Source organism: Cellvibrio sp. QJXJ (genome assembly GCF_024452345.1).
Lineage (GTDB): Bacteria > Pseudomonadota > Gammaproteobacteria > Pseudomonadales > Cellvibrionaceae > Cellvibrio.
In genome coordinates, this window is sequence record NZ_CP101662.1 from 4,200,001 (window position 1) to 4,223,080 (window position 23,080).

A 23,080-nucleotide genomic window follows, 5' to 3' on the forward strand; every position below is an offset into this window, starting at 1 on the left:
ATGAAGTGCTTGATGCCATGCTTCCAAGAAAAGCCTCTAAGCTTCAGGTAAAAAGAGACCGTACTCCAAACCGACACAGGTGATCAGGTAGAGAATACCAAGGCGCTTGAGAGAACTCGGGTGAAGGAACTAGGCAAAATGGCACCGTAACTTCGGGAGAAGGTGCACTGCTGATGGTGAAGGGCTTGCCCCGTAAGCTATTGGCAGTCGAAGATACCAGGCCCCTGCAACTGTTTATTAAAAACACAGCACTCTGCAAACACGTAAGTGGACGTATAGGGTGTGACGCCTGCCCGGTGCCGGAAGGTTAATTGATGGGGTTAGCGCAAGCGAAGCTCTTGATCGAAGCCCCGGTAAACGGCGGCCGTAACTATAACGGTCCTAAGGTAGCGAAATTCCTTGTCGGGTAAGTTCCGACCTGCACGAATGGCGTAATGATGGGGGCGCTGTCTCCACCCGAGACTCAGTGAAATTGAAATCGCGGTTAAGATGCCGTGTTCCCGCGGCTAGACGGAAAGACCCCGTGAACCTTTACTATAGCTTTGCACTGAACTTTGAACCTATCTGTGTAGGATAGGTGGGAGGCTTTGAAGTCGAGACGCTAGTTTCGATGGAGCCGTCCTTGAAATACCACCCTGGTATGTTTGAGGTTCTAACGTCGGCCCCTTATCGGGGTTACGGACAGTGTATGGTGGGTAGTTTGACTGGGGCGGTCTCCTCCCAAAGAGTAACGGAGGAGCACGAAGGTGTGCTAATCATGGTCGGAAATCATGAGGTTAGTGTAAAGGCAAAAGCACGCTTGACTGCGAGACAGACATGTCGAGCAGGTACGAAAGTAGGTCTTAGTGATCCGGTGGTTCTGTATGGAAGGGCCATCGCTCAACGGATAAAAGGTACTCCGGGGATAACAGGCTGATACCGCCCAAGAGTTCACATCGACGGCGGTGTTTGGCACCTCGATGTCGGCTCATCACATCCTGGGGCTGAAGCCGGTCCCAAGGGTATGGCTGTTCGCCATTTAAAGTGGTACGCGAGCTGGGTTTAGAACGTCGTGAGACAGTTCGGTCCCTATCTGCCGTGGGCGTTGGAGATTTGAGAAGAGTTGTTCCTAGTACGAGAGGACCGGAATGAACGAACCTCTGGTGTTCGGGTTGTCATGCCAATGGCACTGCCCGGTAGCTATGTTCGGACGGGATAACCGCTGAAAGCATCTAAGCGGGAAGCCTCCTTCAAGACTAGATCTCCCTGGGGCTTTAAGCCCCCTAAAGAGCCGTTGAAGACTACGACGTTGATAGGTCAGGTGTGGAAGCGCTGCGAAGCGTTGAGCTAACTGATACTAATTGCTCGTGCGGCTTGACCATATAACAGAAACGACTGTTAGACGGTTTACGATTCAGGCAGAAAGTAAAACTTATCTGCAACCGGACTTGTACGATACGCAAGCATCCAAAAAATACATACAGCAAAACTTTGCATTCCATCGCCCTATTTGAGTCAATCGAGGCTGATGTACTACACATCCTAAGACCTCCGAACTCATACCGAATTGCTTGACGACCATAGCAAGTTGGAACCACCTGATCCCATTCCGAACTCAGAAGTGAAACGACTTAGCGCCGATGGTAGTGTGGGGTCTCCCCATGTGAGAGTAGGTCATCGTCAAGCTCTTAAATACAGAACGCCCTGCAGATATCTGCAGGGCGTTTTTTTTGCTGATTTTTTCATAGTCTTTTTTCATTTTATTATCTAAAAATTCGATCCGGGGTTCGCACACTAATTTTCCGATGGCTGACGTATAATTAGCCAATAAATTTCATGGGATTTTTTTATGAGCAGCAAAGACAAACTGGTGATTTTTGATACTACTTTGCGCGATGGGGAGCAAAGTCCCGGTGCTTCTATGACCCGGGATGAAAAAGTTCGCATTGCAAAAATGCTTGAAAAAATGCGTGTAGATGTCATTGAGGCTGGTTTTGCGATTGCCAGTCCTGGTGATTTTGAGTCAGTACGTGCGGTTGCCGAAGTAATAAAAGATTCAACTGTCTGTAGTTTGGCGCGTGCGGTGAAGGGAGATATTGAACGTGCAGCAGAAGCTATCAAACCGGCCAATTCAGGGCGTATACATACCTTTATCGCCACATCTTCCATTCATATGAAATACAAGCTGCAAATGGAGCCGCCCAAAGTATTAGAGCAGGCTGTTGCAGCGATTAAACTAGCGCGTCAGTTTACCGATGATGTTGAGTTTTCACTTGAAGATGCCAGCCGTTCAGAGTTCGAATTCATGTGCCGCATTATTGAGTCGGTGATTAATGCGGGCGCGCGCACGATTAATTTACCCGATACCGTTGGTTACGGTGAGCCTGGAGAATATGGCTTACTGTTTCGCCGCTTGATAGAAGCAGTTCCTAATTCTGATAAAGCGATTTTCTCTACCCACTGTCACAACGATTTGGGCCTTGCCGTTGCCAATTCACTCTCTGCAGTTATGTATGGTGCACGGCAAGTCGAGTGTACAATCAATGGCTTGGGAGAAAGAGCGGGTAATGCTGCACTTGAAGAAATTGTAATGGCAGTGAAAACGCGCAAAGATTTAATGCCCGTTGAAACAAGTATTGATATAAGCCACATAGTGCCAACCTCGCGTCTGGTTTCAACGATCACCGGTTTTCCGGTGCAGCCTAACAAGGCAATAGTGGGTGCAAATGCTTTTGCACATGAGTCGGGAATTCATCAGGATGGTATTTTAAAGCATCGCGAAACCTACGAAATTATGCGCGCGGAAGATGTAGGTTGGAATACCAATAAATTGGTTTTGGGCAAACACTCAGGGCGCGCTGCGGTGAAAGCTCGATTTGAAGCCTTGGGTATAAGTTTTGCGGATAGCGATGCGCTCAATAATGCGTTTGCCAAGTTCAAAGAGTTGGCTGATAAGAAACATGAAATTTTTGATGAAGATTTACAGGCATTGGTTAGCGCTTCGCAAACTCACGAACTTGTTGATGTTTATGAATTTCAGGCTCTAGAGATTCACTGCAAAACGGGGCAGAACCCTAAAGCATCGTTGCAATTAAAGGTAAGTGGAGAAAGCCTATCAGTAGCGTCTACTGGTTCAGGCCCTGTTGATGCTGCATTTAAAGCGATTGAGACTTTGGCGAATAGCGGTGCCGTATTGCAGCTCTACTCTGTCAATGCGATTACCCAGGGTACGGATTCTCAAGGTGAAGTCACGGTTAGGCTTGAGCATCGAGGCCAGATTGTTAACGGTGTGGGAGCGGATACCGATATAGTGGCTGCTTCGGTTAAGGCTTATGTGCATGCATTGAACTTGCTCGTATCGCGCGGTGCAAAAGCGCACCCACAGCATGGTGGAATTTAAAGACAATGGCGAATGAGCTGCAACGGCAAGCTTATCTTTCTGCGCTAGGCATAGAAAATTACATGCCGCGCATGATATTACCTTTTGCTCCGCCATCGGTTGTTTGTGAACTGCCCATTTCGGTAGCGGCGCAAGAGCCCTCGTTATTGCAAGATAAGTTCGCGCCAACTTCTTTGTCCCCCATAACATTAACGCCGTTAGCCGCGCCCGTCGGCAATAGTGTCGCATCTGAAATTCTTGCCGATGTGGCACCCGTTAAAAAATTAACTGTACCTATTAATGCAGCTAGCATTCTTGATCAGTTTGAAACCAAAAAAGCACCTGTTATTGAGCCATTTGCATTGAGCTTATGGCGCCCTGCACCCGGTTTTTTGATTGTCGATTCGCGCAATTCCAGTTTGGCCCTACCAACAGAATTATTGTTGAATAATTTGTTGCGCACATTTTTACCAACGATAAAACCTGATTTGCGCGAAGAGGTCATGCGTTGGCCGATGATTGAAAACCGATTTGTTTCGCGTACAGCCGATGACGCGCGCAATGAATTGCAAACCTGGCTCGCTGTAGAGAACGAGTTGCGCCCAATTAACAGATTGTGGTTGATGGGGGACAACGCCGCTCGTTATTTGTTGGACGCCGAAATAAAACCTGCAGATGTCTATTGGCAGGAACATGTGTTGAACTCTACGGGAACTGGTGTGAATTCGCTGCGCGCCATTATTTTGCCGAGCTTGGTGGAATTGTTGCAGCAGCCCCGTCTTAAGGCTCATTTTTGGGCGAGCGTTAAATAGATTTATTTCATGAATGATATTCCACATTTTGTTACTTACACTGGTCTCGAACTTTGTTTGCGTGAAATTACTGCGGCGGATATTCCTGCCGTTATGCAGCTGGAGCGCAGTGCGCATTCACATCCCTGGCGGCAATCCAGCTTTGAGGACTGCTTGAAAGGGCGGCAAAAATGTTGGCTGGCAGAGACCAAAAACACCCTGGTAGGTTATGTTGTTGTCACTCATGGTGGCGGTGATGCAGAGCTATTGAATTTGGCTGTTTCGCCCGCGTTTCAACGCAAAGGTATTGGCCAGTCTTTGCTGGAATACGCCACGCAATGTGTGGCAGGCAAGGCAGATATGCTTTTTCTTGAGGTGAGGGTGTCCAATCAAAAAGCGATTGAACTCTATTCCAAAGCAGGTTTTTTTGAACTGGGTAATCGCAAAAATTATTATCCCACCGCCAATGGACATGAAGATGCTTTGCTTATGGCGCGCCAGCTTTAGTGTTTTACCGGGCGCTTCTGCAATTTGCGTTGTAAGGTTCGACGATGCATTCCCAATGCCCGTGCCGTAGCGGAAATATTCCCCGCATTTTCTTGTAGCACACGTTGTATATGTTCCCATTCCAGTCGATCAACTGAAATTGGTGAGTAATCTATATCTACCGTAAACGATGACTCTTCCGTATCAAATGCCGCCAGTATTTCATTTGCATCGGCGGGCTTGCACAGATAATTAGTTGCACCGAGTTTGACTGCCTCTACTGCAGTAGAAATACTTGAATATCCTGTGAGCATTACGATTACCACATCCGGTTGGCGCAATTTGAGTTCGCGAATAAATTGCAAACCAGAATCCGCTCCTAATTTCAAATCGACAATCGCGCGCTTGAAATGAAACTTTTCTAATAACTGTAATGCATCGCTAGGGCTATTGGCCGCTTCGCACAATAGGTTACGGCGCTCCAAGGCCCGTGTTAATAGGCTGGCGAAGGTGATGTCGTCATCCAGAATGAGAAAGTCCCGGTTATTCATCGTGGTTGCTCGCAACGGATGGCGGTTTAAGCGGAAGTACCAGTTCGGTAATTGCGCCGCGTACAGCTCGATTGTACAAACGTACTTCACCACCGTAACGATTAATAGTGGTTTGTGTCAGCAGCAAACCAATGCCCATCCCTTTATTTTTTGTCGATACCACACTTTTCCCAAGGTGCGCTTGTACCTCCTTATTAATGCCCGGTCCTTCATCGGTTATCGTCCAATAAAGTTGTTGTTTATCCCAGTGAATATCAATCTGAATATTTGTCGGGCTTGCATCGGCGGCATTATTCAACAGATTTAAAATTGCTTGTGCAATGGTCGGGTGAAATTGGCATTCTACAGATACTTGGTTATTGGCCAGATGAATTTGTGCGGTGACATCGGGGCGCATCAGTTGCCAGTTTTCCAATAGGTTTTTACAGTAGTTATCGACGGGTTCTTTGGTGACTTGGCCATCTTTGGTTTGTTCGGCAGTGGCGATTAAATTACGCAAAATTGTTGAGCAGTGAGCCACTTGGTCTTGTAGTAGCACTAAGTCTTCTTGTAGATGTGTATTGCTTTGGTATTCATCGCGTAGCTCATTAAGCAGTAATTTCATGCTGGATAATGGTGTTCCCAGTTCATGCGCCGTTCCGGCCGCAAGGGTTGCGACAGCCATAACCTGTTCGTCGCGCAGTTGGTCTTCACGCCAGCGATTTAATTGTGCTTCTTGCAGACGTAAATCACGCGCCATTTTCACGACGAAATAAGTAATGAGTCCGGCACTGATAAAAAAATTCAGCCACATTCCCAACGCATGTAAGTTCAAAGAATCTCCGCCATGATGCTGGTGTGGCGCAAGTGCGGGCAGAGGAATATTAAAAAATAACAAGATGGAATAACTGATAATACTGATTGTGGTAATGCTCAATGTGTAGCGACTGTTTAACGTGGCAGCGGAGATGCAAATGGGTACTAAAAAATAAGAAACAAAGGGGTTATTGGCACCGCCGCTAAAATAAAAAACGGCACTTAAGCAGGCGAGGTCAATCAATAGCTGGATAAAAAACTCAATATCAGTAACCGGTAGTTTTTGTCGCAAGCGCGAAAAAGTTAACAAATTCACACTGGTTAATATTACCAGCGCAATAAGTATTTCCGTAAAAGGAAGATTGATTGAATCTCGCCAAAGACAAAACAGGGCGGCAATACCTAAACAAATTAAAACGAGCGTACGGATAATTACCCAGTAGCCAAGATGTTGGCCGTGGTCAGCCAGGGTAAATGGTGCTCGGTTGGTGGTATCCGCTTTAGGATTGTTGGAATTCATTGCTTGATCGCTGGCTGTTGCCAAAATGTGTTTGGCGATTATAGCGCTAAGGGGCGCAATAACCGATTATCCCTTGCCGCGTGCGACACTTTGTCGCAGCTTTAACAACCGCAAGCGCGGGGCAGCAAGGGGACTGGTGTATACTGCACGCCCATTTTTGTTCCGCGCATTTGGCAGTTTTTATGGCGACACCCCTACAGGCAACCCTTACCGAAGGGCGCGTTTCCGAACAATTAAAAAGTTTGGCATTGCCCTTGGTTTGGGGGCTGATGGCAACTATGTCGCTCAATGCTATAGAGACTTTTTTTATTGCCCAATTAGGGCGCGAGCCCCTTGCGGCACTCAGTTTTACTTTTCCGGTCATTATGGTGCTCACCAGTCTCGGCATTGGTCTTGGTGCGGGTACTTCCTCCGCGGTAGCACGTGCGATTGGCGAGGGGGATCCACACAAAGCCAAGCGCTTGGCAACCGATGCCATGAGTCTCACCTTTATTATCTCCGCCAGTGTGTGTTTACTCGGCTGGGTTACGCTGGAACCGCTGTTTCTCGCCTTGGGCGCTACGCCTGATTTAATCCCGCTCATCCGCTCCTACATGTCGATCTGGTATTTCAGTGCCCCTTGTTTAATGGTGCCGATGGTGTGTTTATCCGCCCTGCGGGCGATGGGCATGAGTCAGGTGCAGGGCTATTTGATGGGGGGGGCAGCGCTATTGAATGTACTGCTCGACCCGCTGTTGATCTTTGGTTTACTCGGGTTTCCAGCGCTGGGATTACAGGGCGCAGCATTGGCGACATTAATTACCCGCGCGCTGATGTTGGTGGTGGCGCTCTATATATTGCACGCGCGCGTACATATGCTGGTGACCCCATTCTTGCCCTGGCAGAAATTAAAAGCGTCGTGGATGGCCATTATTGAGGTGGGTGTGCCAGCGATGTTTGCCAATGTCATCATTCCGTTTGCCAGTGCAATAGTGGTTGCGATGGTAGCTGCGTACGGCACCGATGCGGTTGCCGCACTGGGTATTGCGATGCGCATAGAACCTTTGGCATTGATAGTGTTTTATGCCCTTTCGGGAGTAGTTGGGCCATTTTTTGGGCAGAATTACGGTGCAGGTCGCGTAGAGCGATTACAGGAAGCCTTGCGGGTACTGACGGTTTTCTGCCTCGCATTTGGTTTGGGGCTGGCATTATTGCTGGGTATTTTTGGGGCGGAGATTGCCCGCTTATTTGGCGATCACCCTGAAGTTGTCAGCATCACTGCCGCTTATTTTATGATTGTGCCTATCAGTTATGGCGCCTATGGGTTGGTGATGTCGGTCAATGCGGCCTTTAATGGTTTGGGGCGCCCCTGGCCGGCAATGATTATTTCCTCGGGACGCGTCTTTTATATTTATTTGCCACTTGCCTGGTTGGGGCAGCATTGGTGGGGCATGATCGGTATTTTTATTGCCACTGCATTTGCCAATCTCGGCCTCGGTATTTGGGCTTGGTGCTGGCTCAAAACACATATCCAACAGCAGACCCTGCTCGCTGAGGCCTAACGCGCGCAAGCTTGCGCAACAGGTTATAATTTCCTCATCTTTTTCTTCATTTTTAACACGCGATATTTCTATGATTAATTTAACTGCTGAACTGGCAAAGCGCCGTACCTTTGCCATTATTTCTCACCCCGACGCCGGTAAAACTACTGTCACCGAAAAATTATTGCTCTGGGGTAACGCCATTCAGTTAGCCGGTTCGGTTAAAGGTAAGCGCGGCCCGCACGCCAAATCTGACTGGATGACTATGGAGCAGGAGCGCGGAATTTCCGTAACCTCATCGGTAATGCAATTTCCCTATAAAGATCGCATAGTCAACCTGCTTGATACTCCCGGCCACGAAGACTTCTCGGAAGATACCTATCGCACACTCACTGCGGTGGATTCGGTGCTGATGATGATCGATGGCGCAAAAGGTGTAGAAGATCGCACTATTAAATTGATGGAAGTCTGCCGCCTGCGTGACACACCCATTCTCACTTTTATCAACAAAATGGATCGTGAAAGTCGCGATGCAGTTGAATTGCTGGATGAAATTGAAAACGTACTAAAAATTACTGCTGCGCCCATCAACTGGCCGTTGGGGAGCGGCAAGGAATTTGTCGGCGTCTATAATTTTTATACTGATGTGATTCACGTTTATCAGCAGGGCATGGGGCACACAATTCCCGATGATATTCAAATCAACGGGTTGGATAGCGATGAGGCTACCAAACTGCTGGGCAGTTACGCGCAGGATATTCGCGATCAAATTGAATTTGTGCGCGGTGCAACCCATCAGTTTGATTTGGATGAATATTTGGCGGGGCGTATGACGCCGGTATTTTTTGGTACCGCACTGGGTAATTTTGGTGTGCGTGAAATGCTGGATGGCTTTGTCGAGTGGGCACCAACCCCGCGTGCGCGTGCAACCCATGAGCGTTTGGTTGAGCCGGCGGAAGAAAAGTTCAGCGGTTTTATTTTTAAAATTCAGGCGAATATGGATCCAAAACATCGCGACCGCATCGCCTTTATGCGCATCTGTTCCGGCACTTATTCGCAGGGCATGAAAATGAAGCATGTGCGTTTAGGGAAGGATGTAAAAATTGCCGATGCAGTAACCTTTATGGCGGGCGACCGCAGTGCAGTGGAAGAGGCAATTGCTGGCGATATTATCGGTTTGCACAACCACGGTACTATCCAAATTGGCGATACCTTTACCGAGGGGGAGAGCCTCAAGTTCACCGGTATCCCTCACTTTGCGCCTGAATTGTTTCGTCGCATTCGCTTGAAAGATCCGCTGAAAATGAAACAGCTGCAAAAAGGCCTGCAGCAATTATCGGAAGAGGGTTCGACCCAGGTATTTTTCCCGGTTAACAATAACGATATTGTGGTTGGCGCTGTGGGTGTACTGCAATTTGAAGTGGTGGCCTATCGTTTGAAGGATGAATACAAAGTGGAAGCTATGTATGAGCCAGTGAATGTGACCACCGCGCGCTGGTGTGACTGCGATGACACCAAAAAGCTGGAAGAATTTAAACGTAAATGCGCCGAGAATCTCGCGTTGGATGGCGGCGGTCACCTGACCTATCTCGCACCGTCGCGGGTAAATCTATCCTTAACCCAGGAGCGTCACCCCGAGGTAGTGTTCCGGGCAACCCGTGAGCACTAATTAGTATGCTGGCGTTTGTCATTACTCTTGCTGTGTTTTTAATGGTAATGGCGGTTTTGCTCTGGGTAAAAACGCCACATTATTTAATGACAAAAGCCGATGTAATCGCCCTGTTACAAAAGGTATTGGTTGGTCAGGCGAGTGAAAATGAATGGGCGATTTTTTTATCCAGCTCGTTTCGCCACTGTCCTCCTCTTGAAACTATTCGCACGGCCTGCGCGGCTATTGATGAAACGGAATATCTCGGTCATACCCGGGCCGGATTTTTATTCAGTGAACCCGGCTTGGCGCAGCTGCGTGCTATTCTTCAACAGGTTGAAGCATTAGATATTGATGTCAGGTAGCATGGGCGCTTGCTCGCCCATACTGCGCTAAATTGTGCGACTATTTTTAACCAACGGCAGGTTCTACTGTGACAATAGCCTCTGACAACAAGGATCTTATCTGGGATCTCGATGCTTTTAACCAGCGGCAACGCGCGGTTGATTTCGTTATGGGGTTTGAAAACAGACTGTGTGTTTACTCAAGCTCCGTAGAGCAACTCTATACCAACTACAATATTTTCTTCCCAAAGGAAGAGGAGCGTAAGTTGGTGATTTTGCCCAACCCTTACGCACCGCACGACACGTTTAATGGAATCCCTGAATCGGCAGTGACACCAACGGGTATGGAAATTATTCCCGGCATTTATCAATCCCGCCCGTGTTTGTTTTTACGTATTCCATTTCGCAGCGGTACTGTTAAATATCGAGCAGTACCCTTACAAATGGGGTTGAATATTGTTCGGCAGAAGTTACCTCCTAATAAGCCCTTATTGCCGGTATTAATGAAGGGAGACCTGCGCGAGTTGGACGCATCAACCCCTTGTTTGCATTTGCACGCGATTCATTTGGATCGTTTAACAGAGCATTCCGGGTTGGAACGATCGGGAATTCATAAGGTGATTGAGCAGCGTTTGCGTCAGCTGAGCTAATTATTTTTAGCCTGAGATATAACTAAAAAAGCCACCTTGCGGTGGCTTTTTGTTGTGTGCTTATGGCGATTTTATCGCGCTACACTCCTGAATCAGGGGAGGGCCCAACGCATGGGGACGCTGAATTCAAAACGAGTCCCTGAGATGGCTTCTGGCAATGCAGGAAAGGGCGCTGAACGTTTGATTGCTTCCAGTGCTTCTCTGTTTAACAAGTCGTATTGGCTGCTCTCAATAATACTACTGCTAATCAAGTTTCCATCGCGATCAACCACAACAGCGACCCGCACGTTACCCGCTTGATTGCGATCTAATGCACGTTGAGGATATTTGGTTTTGGTGCGGATTTTCTTGATTGAATCCGATACGTAGAACTGGCGTGCCAAGAGTGTTTGTGCGGTGAGTGCAGGGCCTTCATCCTCTTCCTCTTCGGCAACAGGTGTTGAAACCGGTGCAGCAGCTGCAGGTGCACTTGATGCCACTTGTGCAATTATCGGGGCTGCCGATGATTTGCTTACACTACTCTTTTGTGCAACTGGCAAAGGTATATCCAGTTTAGGTTTATCGATAGCAGGTGCATCCAGCTTGGGTACTTCTGCTGGCGCTTGCGCTGCAGCAATCGGCTCCACGGCGGGGAGTTTATTATTCCAGGCATTAATTTCTGCTGCGCGATTTGCTGCAGGTGCAATAGCGGCAAATCGGCCACGTAAGCCAGCGTCGACATCACCAACTTTTAACAGGCTATCGCGATAATCAGATGACAGCGGTACGTTGCCGATCCAGGTGGCCAGTAACATATAAAAGAAGGACTCATCTTCGATCTTGCCCAGTTCAATATTATTCAGGTTGACCGATATTCCAGCGCCGGGTGCACTTGCGATTACAACGTGATCGTCTTTTTGTAAGCGTCCCTTGAACATATTGTCAAAAAGCACAGTATTGTCTGCCTGCGCCATTAATTCATCGGCTTTACTGTTCACGGCAAGCCCTTCAATCCACAAGCGGCTGAACCGACGTGCCGTGATGCCTTCAGGGGCAACTATTTTTAATTCCATGCGCATGGGCTGCGAGTTTCTCAACAGGGTGCCTGCATCATTGCTCAGCGACTCCGAAAAGAGCGCGCCAATAAAAACTTCACGGCCAAGTTCCTGGTGAACCCCCACACCATTTAACATTGGCTCTGCATGTAGAAATTGACTCAGGGTTGCCAGAAGGAGGCCGGGCAATACGCGTAATAGGTGGCTCAATCGCATAGTGGTACAACTCTCTATTAATGAGACTTTATTGTCTGTGGTTAATTTATTCTTTAGTAGCTGTTGCTGCCGTTATTATAAGTACGTTTGTATGATATAGAAAAATGAACAAGGAGCGAACTGTGTAAATGAGATGTCTACCGTTGTTCTGCCTCTTTTCAGTAGTATGATGCCCTTTCTATAAAGGTGATATAAGCTGGTAGCCCTATCGGCAAGTAAAGATAAATACACAGTGACACGGGTCAATGATGGAAACGAAGCCTATACATAAATATCCTAAAGCTACCCTGGAGCATTTACTCTCAGGAATCTCATTTTTCAAAGCCGTTCGTCAGCAAGACCCTAAGCAATTTGATTTGCTAGTTCAAGCATCCCGCATCGTTTCTTACCTGCCCGGTGAAATAGTGGTGCAAAAAGGTGAACAAAGTAATTGGTTGTATTTTTTGTTAAAGGGCAAGTTGGCTGTTTACGTCGATCAGCCTCTGCAAAGTGATCTGGTGAATTATGTAACACCGGGTGAAGTATTTGGTGATCTGGCGCAGTTAGTTGGCCAACCACGCACCGCTACTATTATTGCGGATCAAAGCGCAAAAGAATCTACCGTGCTCGCATTGGACATCAATGTGTTTGGTCCCCTCAATGCAACCAGTCCCATTTCACGTGCAACTAAATTAGTCTATTACCGTAATATGGCGCACAATCTGCGGTGGAAATTGGAAGTCTACCGCTCGCAGCATTTGCAGCATTTGCTAGCCAACAGGCATCGCCAGATAAAACTTTATCATGGCCCTAAAGATACATACGAAGAGTTATTGTCTCTCTTTGAACAATCGAAAGCCTTGGCAATACTGCTCATTGAGTGGAATAAAGAGTTCGGTGTGCTCTCTGCCGAGGCGCTGCAACAACCGGGGCCGGTGTAAACGAGATACTGCTCATCCCGTTACCAAAGCCCTCGGGCAAAGCTTTTGTACACTGCTACACTAAAAAAATAACAACTTACAATCAGTGACTGCTGCAATGAAATTCGAAGATCTAAAATTGGCTTACGGCTATCCGTTGCAATTGCAAACCTCTTCTCTTTCCGGGCAGCCGGAGCGTTTTTCATGTCGACTAATAGGCTGTTTACCTGGGCGTGCGTTGCTGCTATCCGTTCCAAAGCTATCCGGTAAATTGGTACGATTCAGGGCGGGTCAGAAAATCGTTGTACGTTTAATGATTGATAATGGTATCGGTGTTTTTGCCGGAATGGTGGAGGCACAAACCACAGAACCTTATCCGATTTTGCATCTGAGCTTTCCGGAGTCTGTCACCTTTAAGGGAATTCGTAGTGCGACTCGTGTAACGGTGCATGAGAAAATCGAAATCACCTCTGTTAGCGACCTTACGGCTTCACCGGTGACAGGTTTTATCGCCGATATTAGTGTCAATGGTTGCAGAATAGAATTGTTTTCAGATGTTGCTGAACTGGGGGATATGCTTGAGCTGCAAGCAGTTGTTGATATTCTCGGGTTAAAACATTCGTTAGTACTTAAGGGAATTGTTCGATCTCGAGTGGATCCCACAGAGAATATTGAAGAGGGCGCGTTAGTGAGTTACGGAATTGAGTTTTCTGATCTCAGTGATGACGAGCGGTTAATAATGTATGCCTATGTTTTTAGTCATATGGCACACCAAGATCAGATAGCTGGCTAAGAGTAGCTTTGGTTTAATAGATAAAGTTCCAGCAATAAAAAAGGCACCTTTCGGTGCCTTTTTTATTGGTGCTTCACAAATTAAGCAGCAGGTACAGCTGCTTTTGGCTTGCGGCCACGTTTTGCAGGCGCTGCACCAGCTGGTTTTTTAGCGGCGGGCGCTTTTTTAACAGCAGGAGCTTTTTTCACTGCTGGCTTTTTAGCGGCAGCAGCTTTTGGTGCGGCAGGCTTTTTGGCAGCAGCTGGTTTGGCAACGGCAGCTTTCTTAGCCGCTGGTTTTTTTGCTGCAACTTTAGCTTTAGCGGCAGCTTTCTTAGCGGCTAATTTAGCTTTAATTGCCGCTTTTTTATCAGCCGCTTTTTTCTTTAACGCAGCCTTTTTAGCGGCAGCTTTAGCTTTAGCAGCTTGTTTTTTTGCTGCCAGTTTTGCTTTGGCGGCGGCTTTCTTAGCAGCTAATTTAGCTTTAGCAGCAGCTTTCTTCTCAGCAACTTTGCTTTTAGCTGCAGACTTCTTGGCAGCAGCTTTCAAGCGCTTGGCAACAGCAGCTTCTGCTTTTGCAACTGCTTTGTCGTGAGCAGCGGCAAGTTTAGCAGCAGCTTTAGCAGCAGCAGCTTCTTTCTTGGCGCTAACAACAGCAGCTTTAGCGGCAGCAGCATCTTTCTTCGCGGCAGCAACAGCAGCTTTAGCGGCAGCAACTTGTTTTGCTGAACCTGGAGTTTTCTTTTTAGCAGCAGCAGTCAACTTGGTTTGAGCAGCTTTCAATGCAGCAGTCGCTTTAGCGGCATCTTTAGCTAAACCAGCAACAGCTTTAACAGCATCTGCTGCTTGTGCAGCGCGAGCTTTAGAGAGTTGGGTTTTCAGTTGAGCTAATTGCTGTTCCAAACTTGCAACAGTATTAACAGCGGTTTGTTTACGTGCAGCCATGGTGTGCTTCCTTTATGGTTTTCGAAAGGTCGATAAATGGATTAAAAAGTCCAACATGTATAAGTTAAAACTTTATGAAAAAAATTCAAGTTTTTTGCGTTAAATAGTCAATAAAAACGCATTTTTTTGATGATTTTTAGTAAAAAAATGTCTTTTTCGGAATATTTCCGAAAGTTTTTTAGTTGTATGACTTTGCGTCATCAAGAAATAGAAACTGGTTATCTTTGTTGCCGGGAAAGGTTTATGGCGGATAATTTCAAAATTAGTTTTTTAGTTGCAGCGTTGCAGTCGTTTTTTTATTGCTGGTGGAGGGCTGCTGGCGTTTAAGTGTTAGCAGCTCAATGCAGTTTTTTGTGCTTCCGCTGATCCAAAAAAACACCCGCTTGATGCTCAATTTGGTCGTTGAATATGTTTCTGGCATGAAGTCATCTACCCGAATTCAGGAATTATTCTGTGACTGATGGCGGTGCTCCTATCCGGCTGGTTGATTAGACGCTACTTTCTGCTGAACAAACTATAAAACGGCTGCTAGCTCTTCATTCCAAGGTTGGCGCTTTTGGAAAATCATTTCATTGTAGCCACGCCGTGGTTGTAGCATTGGGGTGAGCGCGAGGTTTTAAACTGGTTGTTAATTTTTTCACTATGCCCCAAGTGCTGTTGACCTAAAAACTCACATTGATCGAGTGTTCGATTTCCCTAAAGCGAGAAGATTAAGTTGATAGGGGCTGCAACAATGGCGGAAGTAATATTTGAAGAGATGGGTTTTGGAAAAATGATTAAGCCTAACGCTGGATGTTTCCCTGACTAACTCTTCGCACACTAAAGCAAAGTACTTTTTGGGATGGTTTTTTTAACGTGAATGCCGGCGATGTTGATGCATGTGTTACACGTCACATCGGTCCATCTTTTGGTTTCGAAAAAAGGGATAGTTTTGCAAAAAATCTTGTCTAGTTTATGGCTGGAGATTTTCAGGCCTGGCTGATTATTTTTAAGCGGTCATTCTGTTGAGTAGCGCTTGTTGAAGCGTAGCAGCAGTGATTTTTCATCCAGGTGAGAGACTTTTGGTCGCTTGGGTGGGATCTGCCTTATATGCCTGTTTATTGACACTTCACAGTGGATATCAGCGGGAAAGCAGCGTTGGCCAAAAAATGAACTTCCAATGAAGGCTATAGCCCGAATATTTGGCGTAAATTCCTGGTTTCAGGCAGCACAAAGGGTTGGTTTTTGCGACGGCAAAACTGCTAGAATTAGCCTTTTACTCTATACCTAAATATAACGTTCCAAATAACACCACGAGGAGTACCCACAGTGAGCCGCAGAAAGAAAGGCCGTGCCGGCGATGATACTAACGAGATTGACCTGACGCCAATGCTCGACGTAGTGTTCATTATGTTGATTTTCTTCATTGTTACCGCCTCCTTTGTGAAGGAAATCGGTATCAATCCTAACGTTCCAGAGCCAAACAATAATCCACCGCCGGATGATGCTGAGCCGAATATCCTGGTGCGCATTTCTGCTGACAACCAAATCTGGTTGATGGAGAAGGAAGGTGAGCGTCGTGTGGATACCCGTGCTGTTCGCTCTAACATCGAGCGTTTGCGTGCTGAGTTACCCAAGGCGTCAGTAATTATTATGGCTGATGTAGCCGCGCACACTGGTACTTATGTTGCGGTCGCTGATGCGGCACGCGAAGCTAAGGCACCCAATGTAGTGTTGGTTCCCTCCAAGTAGTAAGCGACCTTCTGTATAAAAAAACCGCCTTGGTAACAAGGCGGTTTTTTTTATGTCTAGAGTTTGTTCTTTCGGTGTAATTGACTAATTAAGATTCCGGAGGTTTAAAGCTCATACTCCTGACGGATATATTTCTTGGGTAGTTTGCTGTGATGGCTTCGTTCCGCGCTGAAATGATCGTGCAGTTTGTTTTCCATAAGTTGCACAAAGTCGGGCTGTTTCAGGCGGATTAAATGGCGATGATCGCCAGCTTCTATGTAAACTTCTTCCACACCCATCAATTCTTCATCCCAGATAACATCCAGCCCATAAGCTTCACCCAGTGCTGGAATAGCGCCTTCTGCGCAGTCGCGGAATATTTCGTTGAGTTCTTCCTCTTCCACCAGTTCCATATGGCGATCAAAAATTTGATTCAAGGTATGGCGCAAAATTTTGTTGCGGGTTGGCAGCACACAAAGTGTGTAATGAAAGTCTTCGTCGCGCAGTAAAACACCTTTGGCCAGGCAGTGATCATCAATCTTTGCTACGCGCGCAGTGTTATAGGAACCCTCACAGTACTCATGTTCAAGCAACGTAAATTCGATTTGTTTTGTTTTTAAGTAGTTTTCAACGGTAGCGGCAACACCCATAAAAAATCTCCTGAAACGACACTCATAGAGAAGGGATTAAGTAGTGTTTTGTTGTAACTTTAGAATGCAAATTAGTTGATAAGTAGAAATTGATACTTCACCAAATCAGTGATGGATCAGTTCCGGTTAGCTTCAGTATAGGAAGCTTTTTGAATAATGCGCCAAGTCTTTTGGAATTAAGCGGTGGTTGTTAGATCAGTCAGTTTTTAATCCTCTGGGAGTATTTGCGTTATCACGTTGTATTACGCAATAAAAAAGCCGCTCAGTGAGCGGCTTTTTTTAGGGGGCTTGCAATCGTAATCAGGCGTTAACCAAGGTTTGCTAATTGTTGTTTAACGGATGCTAATTTCACACAGGTCACAAATACCTCCATCGCGCCAACCACTTCCGGTACGGTAGGAACAGACGGAGCGATACGAATATTGCGATCTTCCGGATCTTTGCCGTAGGGGTAGGTTGCGCCAGCAGGTGTTAACTTCACACCGGCTTCAGCGGCCAGACGCACGGTTTCTTTCGCGCAGCCTTTGCGTGTATCAAAGGATACAAAGTAGCCGCCGACGGGTTTTTCCCACGCACCTAAATCTGTACCGTCAAACGCCTTGCCCAATGCAGTCAATACCGCGTCAAAACGAGGGTTGAGCAGTTCAGCGTGTTTGCCCATATGGGCCATCAGCGCGTCTTTAGTGGGCAGGAAGCGGGTGTGGCGGATTTGGTTTACTTTGTCCGGGCCTATAGTGCAGCTGTTCAGGAACTTCTTGAAACCTGCAAGGTTGGCAGCGCTGGCAGCGACAAAAGCAACACCTGAACCAGCATGGGTAATTTTTGAGGTGGAGGCGAATTGCACCACGGAGTCTTCAGTGCCATTGCGACGAGTTGCTTCCAGAATGCTAGCCAGTTTGGGCGCATTCGGCGTCAGGTCGTGAACTGAATAGGCGTTATCCCAGAATACACGGAAGTTTGCGCTGGCGATTTGGCCAAGTTTGGCGATGCGCTCAACGGTTTCATCGCTATACACCACGCCGGTAGGGTTGGAGTACTTGGGTACACACCACATACCTTTGATGGATTTGTCGGCTTTGATTAATGACTCAACCACGTCCATGTCGGGGCCGGTGGAAGTCATGGGAACGTTGATCATTTTGATGCCGAGTTGGTCGCATACAGTATAGTGGCGGTCATAACCGGGAACCGGGCACAGGAACTTCACTTCACCTTCGTTTTTCCAAGCGCTGGCGGCATCCTTCAAGCCAAATTGATAAGCCGTGAGCATCACCTGAAACATCAGGGTCAGACTGGAATTGCCACCGACCAGTACGTTGGCGGCGTCTACATCCATAATATGTGCGCCCAGTTGTTTGGCTTCGGGCAAACCGTCGAGACCGCCATAGTTGCGAGTGTCTGTGCCATCGGCGGCAATGTAGTTACCGTTTAACAAACCATCCATTGCATCAGACAGATTTAATTGTTCGGCAGAAGGCTTGCCGCGGGTTAAATCCAGATTCAGTTTTTTAGCGAGAATAGCCTGATATTGTTCGGTCAGTTGGCTTTCCCATTCGCGCAATTGCGCGACAGATGCGTTGTCCAGTTGCAAGGTGAGTACCTCTTTGGTTGGCGGGATAAAGTGCGCGGCATTATAACCGTTCAGGCCGTAAATGTTGTAGCGCGATTATGTAACTCGCAGTGCTTTTAATCGCCTTTTGATTCGCATCAGTATGTTAGCGAGTAGTAATGGGCAGGGCTTGTAGTTGGGGGGGAATCGGGCAGTCCAGTCCATCCGCCAGTGCGCGAAATAATTCGGCTTCAGCGGTGTGTAATTTACCGTCATGCATTACACAGAGGCTCATGGCTTTAAGCAGTTGTGGCTTTTGTAGTGGTTTTAGTTGATTCAATCGTTCCAGTGCCGCATCCATTACATCAAGTTTTATACTGGTGCGGGCCAACAAGGTAAATTGTTTAAACGGCAACGCGCTGCTGGCTTGGGCAAACGCATTTTCTGCTTCCGTCTGATGACGTGCACCGGTATAGGCAAGTAGCGACATTAACAGTTGGCAGTCTTCATGCATTTCTAGCAGTGAACGTGTACGCAAGGGCTGTTGTTCGCGACGAATGTTGTGCAGCACTATGCGATACATCGCCCATTCCATCAGGCTCACTTTTTGGTCGGCTTGAATTAGCACATTCAAACAGCTCAGGAAGTCTTGTTGCTGTGCTTCCGACAATTGTTTCAGTGCCGTTATGCTCAGTTCGATAAGCGGTAAACGCAAGTGTATTGCAGCCTGGGCGCTGGCATGAATAATTGGATTGATGGTTTGCAACTCGCTGGTGGTGAGATGTTCGCTCAGTAACGCCAATTGGCGATTACGCTGTTCGGCGTGAGCATCAAGTAGTAAACCAAATATTATTCCACGCGCACTAAATGCATCCTGGCTAGCCGTTTTTAATTCCGGGGCGATTTGATTCAAACAGGTTTGTGCATAACTTAATTGCGCGGTGGTCGGTTGGGCGATTTGTTGCAGGGTAGTATTAATGTCAATACCGCCAGTTATATCAACAACATCGACAAGAGTGGCAGTAGCGCCACTATTAATAGTCATTGATGCGGTGTTGGGTGTGGCTGCGTGGGCAAAACCGGCGGTCTCATCACCAAAAGTCTTGCTTCCTTTATTAGTGTTCGTATTTGCGCCGTGAAGCGCGGTTTCGAGTTGTCCATTCCAGCGCGGTTGAATGCGTTTGATGCGTTCATCCAGTGGTGGATGTGTCGCCATCATATTAAAAAAAAGTCGCACACCTTGGCTGAAATACATATGGCTAAATTCAGCTGCATGCTCATTGTGCAGGGTGGAACCCTCGCTATTGGTACCAATTTTTTTCAATGCACCGGCAATGCCGTCGGGGTTGCGAGTAAATTGTACGGCGGATGCATCGGCTAAAAATTCGCGCTGACGACTGACCGCGGCTTTGATCAGGTTGCCAAAAAAAGTGCCGGTATAACCGATAATTAATAAGCCGAGCCCAACCAGCATGATGCCGCCCGGAGATTTATCGCGACTTGAGCGAACCAGGCTGGAGGCGCGACTGCTGCGCAATAAAAATTCACCAATTAAACCAATCACCAGAATACCGTAGAGCAATGCAACCAAACGCATATTCAAACGCATATCACCGTGAAAAATATGGCTGAATTCGTGGGCGATTACACCTTGTAGTTCATCGCGTGACAGTTGATGAATGCAGCCGCGGGTAATACCGATCACCGCATCTTGTGGGCGATAACCCGCGGCAAATGCGTTAATCGCATCATCTTCCATTAAATAGACCGGCGGTACCGGAGTGCCGGAGGCGATGGCCATTTCTTCCACCACATTCAGGATTTTGCGCTCATCCGGATCAGTGGTTTGGCCGAGCAATAAGCGCCCGCCCATGGCTTCGGCAATAGCTCTGCCGCCAGAACCCAGCTGCATAAAGCGAAATAGGCTACCGAGAAACACAACGCTGGTTACTGCAAGGGCGATCCATAAAAATGATTGCACACTCAATGCATGGAGTGTACCGCTCCAAAAAGTGTGTGCGTGCTCATAGGCTTGAGGTTCAGCATTGCCCGAGAGATAAACCAGCGCGGTCGCGGCGAAAGTAGTAATAGCAATGAGTGCAACAACTGCCAGTCCCAGCAATAGCACTAGCTGTTTGGTTTTGCGCCGCGCGCGATCCTGATGTTCAAAAAAATTCATCGATGCACACCCGTGTGCTTATAGAGGTCTGCTTAGAATTGCACCTTGGGAGCCGCTTGAATTTCAGCGTGGTCTTCAAACTCGAGCAGCGTCGCGTCTTCACTGTGGCCAAAACTCTTGGCAAAAATAACGGGAGGGAAGGTTTGTTTGTAGGTGTTGTATTCGGTAACGGCATCATTAAATGCCTGACGCGCAAAGGCGATTTTATTTTCGGTGCTGGTGAGTTCCTCGGAAACTTGCAACATATTTTGTGAGGCTTTTAAATCCGGGTAAGCTTCCATCACGACATTCAAGCGCGACATTGCTGCACCGAGCATACCTTCGGCACTTGCCAATTCAGCAATTGCAGTGTGGCTGCCGGGGTTTGCACTCGCGGCTTGTAAACCTTGCATGGCCTGATTGCGCGCTTTCACTACAGCTTCCAGCGTTTCGCGTTCATGGGTGATGTAGGCTTTGGCGGTTTCTACCAAATTGGGAATCAGGTCGTAGCGACGTTTCAGTTGCACGGCGATTTGTGAAAAGCCATTTTCAAAGCGGTTTTTCAGCGTCACCAGTTTGTTGTAAATACCAATCGCGTAGAACACCAACACGGCGATCACAACAAGAATAATTACGGTGGTCATCATAATGAGGTTCCTTTGCCTGAAAATATTATTGTCTGAAGGCGACAGCAATGCCGCGCCCATACGCACTGCCCAGATACTAGCAGGATGGTTGCAGAATACCAGTGGTTGGCGATGAGCTGTTGGGGTTGGGGGAAACGTCAAAGGGTGGAGCGAGGGTTAATCGATATATTCAAATACTTTCACAACTTGTTTAACACCGTTGGTGGTGCGCGCCATTTCGGTAACACGATCTGCTTCGTGGCGCGATACCAACCCCATTAAATACACGCTTTGGGATTCGGTAATAATCCGAATGCGATTGCTTTGAATATTGCTGGCAATGAGTTTGGTTTTTAATTTAGTGGTAATCCAGGCATCTTTTGTGTGTGCGGGCAATCGGGTGCGTTCGCTTACCATCAGTTCGTTATGCAACTGGCGCACGGTATTAATTTGGCCAACAGTGGCGCCTGCCAATTGTCGCAGCGTTTCGCTGGGTACTTGTCCGGTAAGCAGAATGACACCGTTGAAACTATCGATATGAATACGTGAATCTTCCAGCTCTTTGCTGGCTTTGTTGAGGTTGACGCGCGCAAAGGTTTCCAATTGGCTGTCATTAATACGTGTACCGAGTGTGCGTTTATTGGTACTGATTTGAATGGGTTCACTGGTGGTGACCTGAATAATCTTGGCGCAACCACTGAGGTAAAACAGTGTGATCAACACCAGCAGCAGCGATAAAAAACCGGAGCGGGTTGCGCGATTAAATAACATTAGAATCCTCCAAACAATTGCTGGTCAATCAGGTCACACAAGCAGAATAAACTGAGCAGGTGCACCTCGTGAATACGGGGTTTGGCCACAGAGGGCACGCGAAGTTCAATATCATGCTGATCCAATAACGCCGCCACATCCCCGCCATCGCCTGCGGTGAGCGCAATCACTTGCATCTCTTTATCGTGCGCGGCGCTGATGGCTTGCAATAAATTGCTGGCTTTGCCGGTGCTGGTGAGCAGCACCAGCACATCGCCGGGGTGGCCGAGAGCGCGGATTTGTTTGGCGTAGATGTCATTGAAGTTGCTGTCGCTGCCAATCGCAGTTTGGGTAGTGAAATCTGCCCCGATATTAAATGCTGGCAAACTTGGCCGCTCTTGTTCAAAGCGATTAATCAGGCTGGCGGTAAAGATTTGCGCTTGCGCCGCGGAAATACCATTGCCGCAGGTTAGTACTTTTTTCTCATTGAGCAAGGCGTGCACTATCACTTGGCTGGCATGGGCAATTAGTGGGGCGAGTTGTTCACCCGCATGCATTTTGGCTTCGATACTTTCGTGAAACAGGGTGATGACACGTTGATCCATAGGTTTCAGCTGCTGTGTTCGTAGATAAAAATTGTTTGGCGGCTGCAAACTCCACGCGCATTTGATCAGGTGCCAAACGCGTTTTGAATCCATTGAATGGGTGGTGCAGTGCCGGTTTGGTCTAATGCTATCACATCAAAACGACAGCGAACTTTATCGTAGAGTTTTTGCTCCTGCAGAAAACGCATGGCAGTTTTGATGATTTTTTGCTGTTTGCGATAATCAACCGTCTCCAGTGCCGGGGCAAAACGTTTGTTTGTCCGCAGGCGCACTTCCACAAATACCAGCGTGGCATCCGCTGCGCTGTCGCCCGCTTTTTTATGCAGCATAATTAAATCGATTTCACCCAGCTTGCAGCGGTAATTGCGCGTGCGCGTCACCAGTCCTTGTTGAATTAAAAACGCCTCTGCTTGTGCTTCAGCGGCCGCGCCTATGGCAATAGTGTTTGTTGGCGGTGTTGTATTCTGATTTGGGGGGGCCGCGTCCTTGTTGCCGTACATATCC

The 23,080-nt window shown here is 47.5% G+C and carries 21 protein-coding genes and 2 rRNA genes (1 of these 23 cut by a window edge); 12 read left to right on the plus strand and 11 right to left on the minus strand.

All coding sequences use genetic code 11. The features are described 5' to 3' along the window. From NNX04_RS18160 to rimI, 5 genes are all read left to right on the plus strand, one after another. Positions 1 to 1,361: ribosomal RNA gene (locus NNX04_RS18160) — 23S ribosomal RNA — on the plus strand; it begins 1,527 nt to the left of the window's first position. Between the two features lie 188 nt (positions 1,362 to 1,549). Beyond that, positions 1,550 to 1,665, plus strand: a 5S ribosomal RNA gene (gene rrf, locus NNX04_RS18165). 163 nt (positions 1,666 to 1,828) lie between these two features. Then, entirely contained in the window at positions 1,829 to 3,379 is a 1,551-nt protein-coding gene (locus NNX04_RS18170) for a 2-isopropylmalate synthase (RefSeq protein ID WP_007646261.1), read from the plus strand. Positions 3,380 to 3,384: 5 nt separating this feature from the next. Further along, positions 3,385 to 4,170 carry a hypothetical protein gene (locus tag NNX04_RS18175; RefSeq protein ID WP_261946711.1) on the plus strand — a complete coding sequence of 262 codons (786 nt, stop codon included), beginning with the start codon at positions 3,385 to 3,387 and terminating at the stop codon, positions 4,168 to 4,170. A 9-nt stretch (positions 4,171 to 4,179) separates the two neighbouring features. Then, positions 4,180 to 4,656 carry a ribosomal protein S18-alanine N-acetyltransferase gene (gene rimI / locus NNX04_RS18180; RefSeq protein ID WP_007646276.1) on the plus strand — a complete coding sequence of 159 codons (477 nt, stop codon included), beginning with the start codon at positions 4,180 to 4,182 and terminating at the stop codon, positions 4,654 to 4,656. Here the strand turns inward: rimI and NNX04_RS18185 are convergent. After that, complete coding sequence (locus NNX04_RS18185) at positions 4,653 to 5,186, minus strand: response regulator transcription factor (protein ID WP_007646278.1); 534 nt, start codon at positions 5,184 to 5,186, stop codon at positions 4,653 to 4,655. The genes rimI and NNX04_RS18185 overlap by 4 nt on opposite strands. Next, on the minus strand, positions 5,179 to 6,501 hold the full coding sequence (locus tag NNX04_RS18190) for an ATP-binding protein (protein ID WP_261946712.1): 1,323 nt from the start codon (positions 6,499 to 6,501) through the stop codon (positions 5,179 to 5,181). Before NNX04_RS18190 ends, NNX04_RS18185 begins: the two co-directional genes overlap by 8 nt. 182 nt (positions 6,502 to 6,683) lie before the next feature. On the opposite strand from NNX04_RS18190, the gene NNX04_RS18195 reads away from it, so the two are divergent. The 4 genes from NNX04_RS18195 (at position 6,684) to NNX04_RS18210 (ending at position 10,663) form a co-directional block, all read left to right on the plus strand. Further along, positions 6,684 to 8,042 carry an MATE family efflux transporter gene (locus NNX04_RS18195; protein ID WP_261946713.1) on the plus strand — a complete coding sequence of 453 codons (1,359 nt, stop codon included), beginning with the start codon at positions 6,684 to 6,686 and terminating at the stop codon, positions 8,040 to 8,042. Between the two features lie 70 nt (positions 8,043 to 8,112). After that, complete coding sequence (locus NNX04_RS18200) at positions 8,113 to 9,690, plus strand: peptide chain release factor 3 (RefSeq protein ID WP_007646283.1); 1,578 nt, start codon at positions 8,113 to 8,115, stop codon at positions 9,688 to 9,690. 5 nt (positions 9,691 to 9,695) lie between these two features. Continuing rightward, entirely contained in the window at positions 9,696 to 10,034 is a 339-nt protein-coding gene (locus NNX04_RS18205) for a hypothetical protein (protein WP_007646285.1), read from the plus strand. A 68-nt stretch (positions 10,035 to 10,102) separates the two neighbouring features. Beyond that, positions 10,103 to 10,663: a hypothetical protein gene (locus NNX04_RS18210; protein WP_007646287.1), complete on the plus strand. Its 561-nt coding sequence runs from the start codon at positions 10,103 to 10,105 to the stop codon at positions 10,661 to 10,663. Between the two features lie 92 nt (positions 10,664 to 10,755). On the opposite strand, the gene NNX04_RS18215 is transcribed toward NNX04_RS18210, so the two are convergent. Continuing rightward, the gene (locus NNX04_RS18215; RefSeq protein WP_261946714.1) at positions 10,756 to 11,835 is read right to left on the minus strand and encodes a TonB family protein; all 1,080 of its coding nucleotides are present in this window, start codon (positions 11,833 to 11,835) and stop codon (positions 10,756 to 10,758) included. A 323-nt stretch (positions 11,836 to 12,158) separates the two neighbouring features. On the opposite strand from NNX04_RS18215, the gene NNX04_RS18220 reads away from it, so the two are divergent. Both NNX04_RS18220 and NNX04_RS18225 read left to right on the plus strand, forming a co-directional pair. Further along, positions 12,159 to 12,833 carry a cyclic nucleotide-binding domain-containing protein gene (locus tag NNX04_RS18220; RefSeq protein ID WP_261946715.1) on the plus strand — a complete coding sequence of 225 codons (675 nt, stop codon included), beginning with the start codon at positions 12,159 to 12,161 and terminating at the stop codon, positions 12,831 to 12,833. Between the two features lie 97 nt (positions 12,834 to 12,930). Further along, on the plus strand, positions 12,931 to 13,605 hold the full coding sequence (locus NNX04_RS18225; protein WP_261946716.1) for a flagellar brake protein: 675 nt from the start codon (positions 12,931 to 12,933) through the stop codon (positions 13,603 to 13,605). Between the two features lie 80 nt (positions 13,606 to 13,685). On the opposite strand, the gene NNX04_RS18230 is transcribed toward NNX04_RS18225, so the two are convergent. Beyond that, positions 13,686 to 14,528 (minus strand): hypothetical protein, encoded by an 843-nt coding sequence (locus tag NNX04_RS18230; protein ID WP_261946717.1) that lies wholly within the window; start codon positions 14,526 to 14,528, stop codon positions 13,686 to 13,688. 1,308 nt (positions 14,529 to 15,836) lie between these two features. Here NNX04_RS18230 and NNX04_RS18235 point away from each other — a divergent pair. Next, positions 15,837 to 16,259 carry an ExbD/TolR family protein gene (locus tag NNX04_RS18235; protein ID WP_007646299.1) on the plus strand — a complete coding sequence of 141 codons (423 nt, stop codon included), beginning with the start codon at positions 15,837 to 15,839 and terminating at the stop codon, positions 16,257 to 16,259. Positions 16,260 to 16,363: 104 nt separating this feature from the next. Here NNX04_RS18235 and NNX04_RS18240 read toward each other — a convergent pair whose 3' ends face one another. The 7 genes from NNX04_RS18240 to NNX04_RS18270 form a co-directional block, all read right to left on the minus strand. Continuing rightward, positions 16,364 to 16,888 (minus strand): aminoacyl-tRNA deacylase, encoded by a 525-nt coding sequence (locus NNX04_RS18240; RefSeq protein WP_151056230.1) that lies wholly within the window; start codon positions 16,886 to 16,888, stop codon positions 16,364 to 16,366. A 307-nt stretch (positions 16,889 to 17,195) separates the two neighbouring features. Further along, positions 17,196 to 18,479, minus strand: a complete 1,284-nt coding sequence (locus tag NNX04_RS18245) for an aminotransferase class I/II-fold pyridoxal phosphate-dependent enzyme (protein ID WP_151056232.1) — start codon at positions 18,477 to 18,479, stop codon at positions 17,196 to 17,198. 124 nt (positions 18,480 to 18,603) lie between these two features. Beyond that, positions 18,604 to 20,616 (minus strand): M48 family metallopeptidase, encoded by a 2,013-nt coding sequence (locus NNX04_RS18250; protein WP_261946718.1) that lies wholly within the window; start codon positions 20,614 to 20,616, stop codon positions 18,604 to 18,606. A gap of 32 nt (positions 20,617 to 20,648) precedes the next feature. Further along, positions 20,649 to 21,239 (minus strand): LemA family protein, encoded by a 591-nt coding sequence (locus NNX04_RS18255; RefSeq protein WP_040393914.1) that lies wholly within the window; start codon positions 21,237 to 21,239, stop codon positions 20,649 to 20,651. A 159-nt stretch (positions 21,240 to 21,398) separates the two neighbouring features. Continuing rightward, on the minus strand, positions 21,399 to 21,992 hold the full coding sequence (locus NNX04_RS18260; protein ID WP_261946719.1) for a BON domain-containing protein: 594 nt from the start codon (positions 21,990 to 21,992) through the stop codon (positions 21,399 to 21,401). Beyond that, positions 21,992 to 22,576: an SIS domain-containing protein gene (locus tag NNX04_RS18265; RefSeq protein WP_007646309.1), complete on the minus strand. Its 585-nt coding sequence runs from the start codon at positions 22,574 to 22,576 to the stop codon at positions 21,992 to 21,994. The genes NNX04_RS18260 and NNX04_RS18265 overlap by 1 nt, the downstream gene beginning before the upstream one ends. Positions 22,577 to 22,641: 65 nt before the next feature. Then, positions 22,642 to 23,076, minus strand: a complete 435-nt coding sequence (locus NNX04_RS18270) for a YraN family protein (protein ID WP_261946720.1) — start codon at positions 23,074 to 23,076, stop codon at positions 22,642 to 22,644. Positions 23,077 to 23,080: the final 4 nt, after the last annotated feature.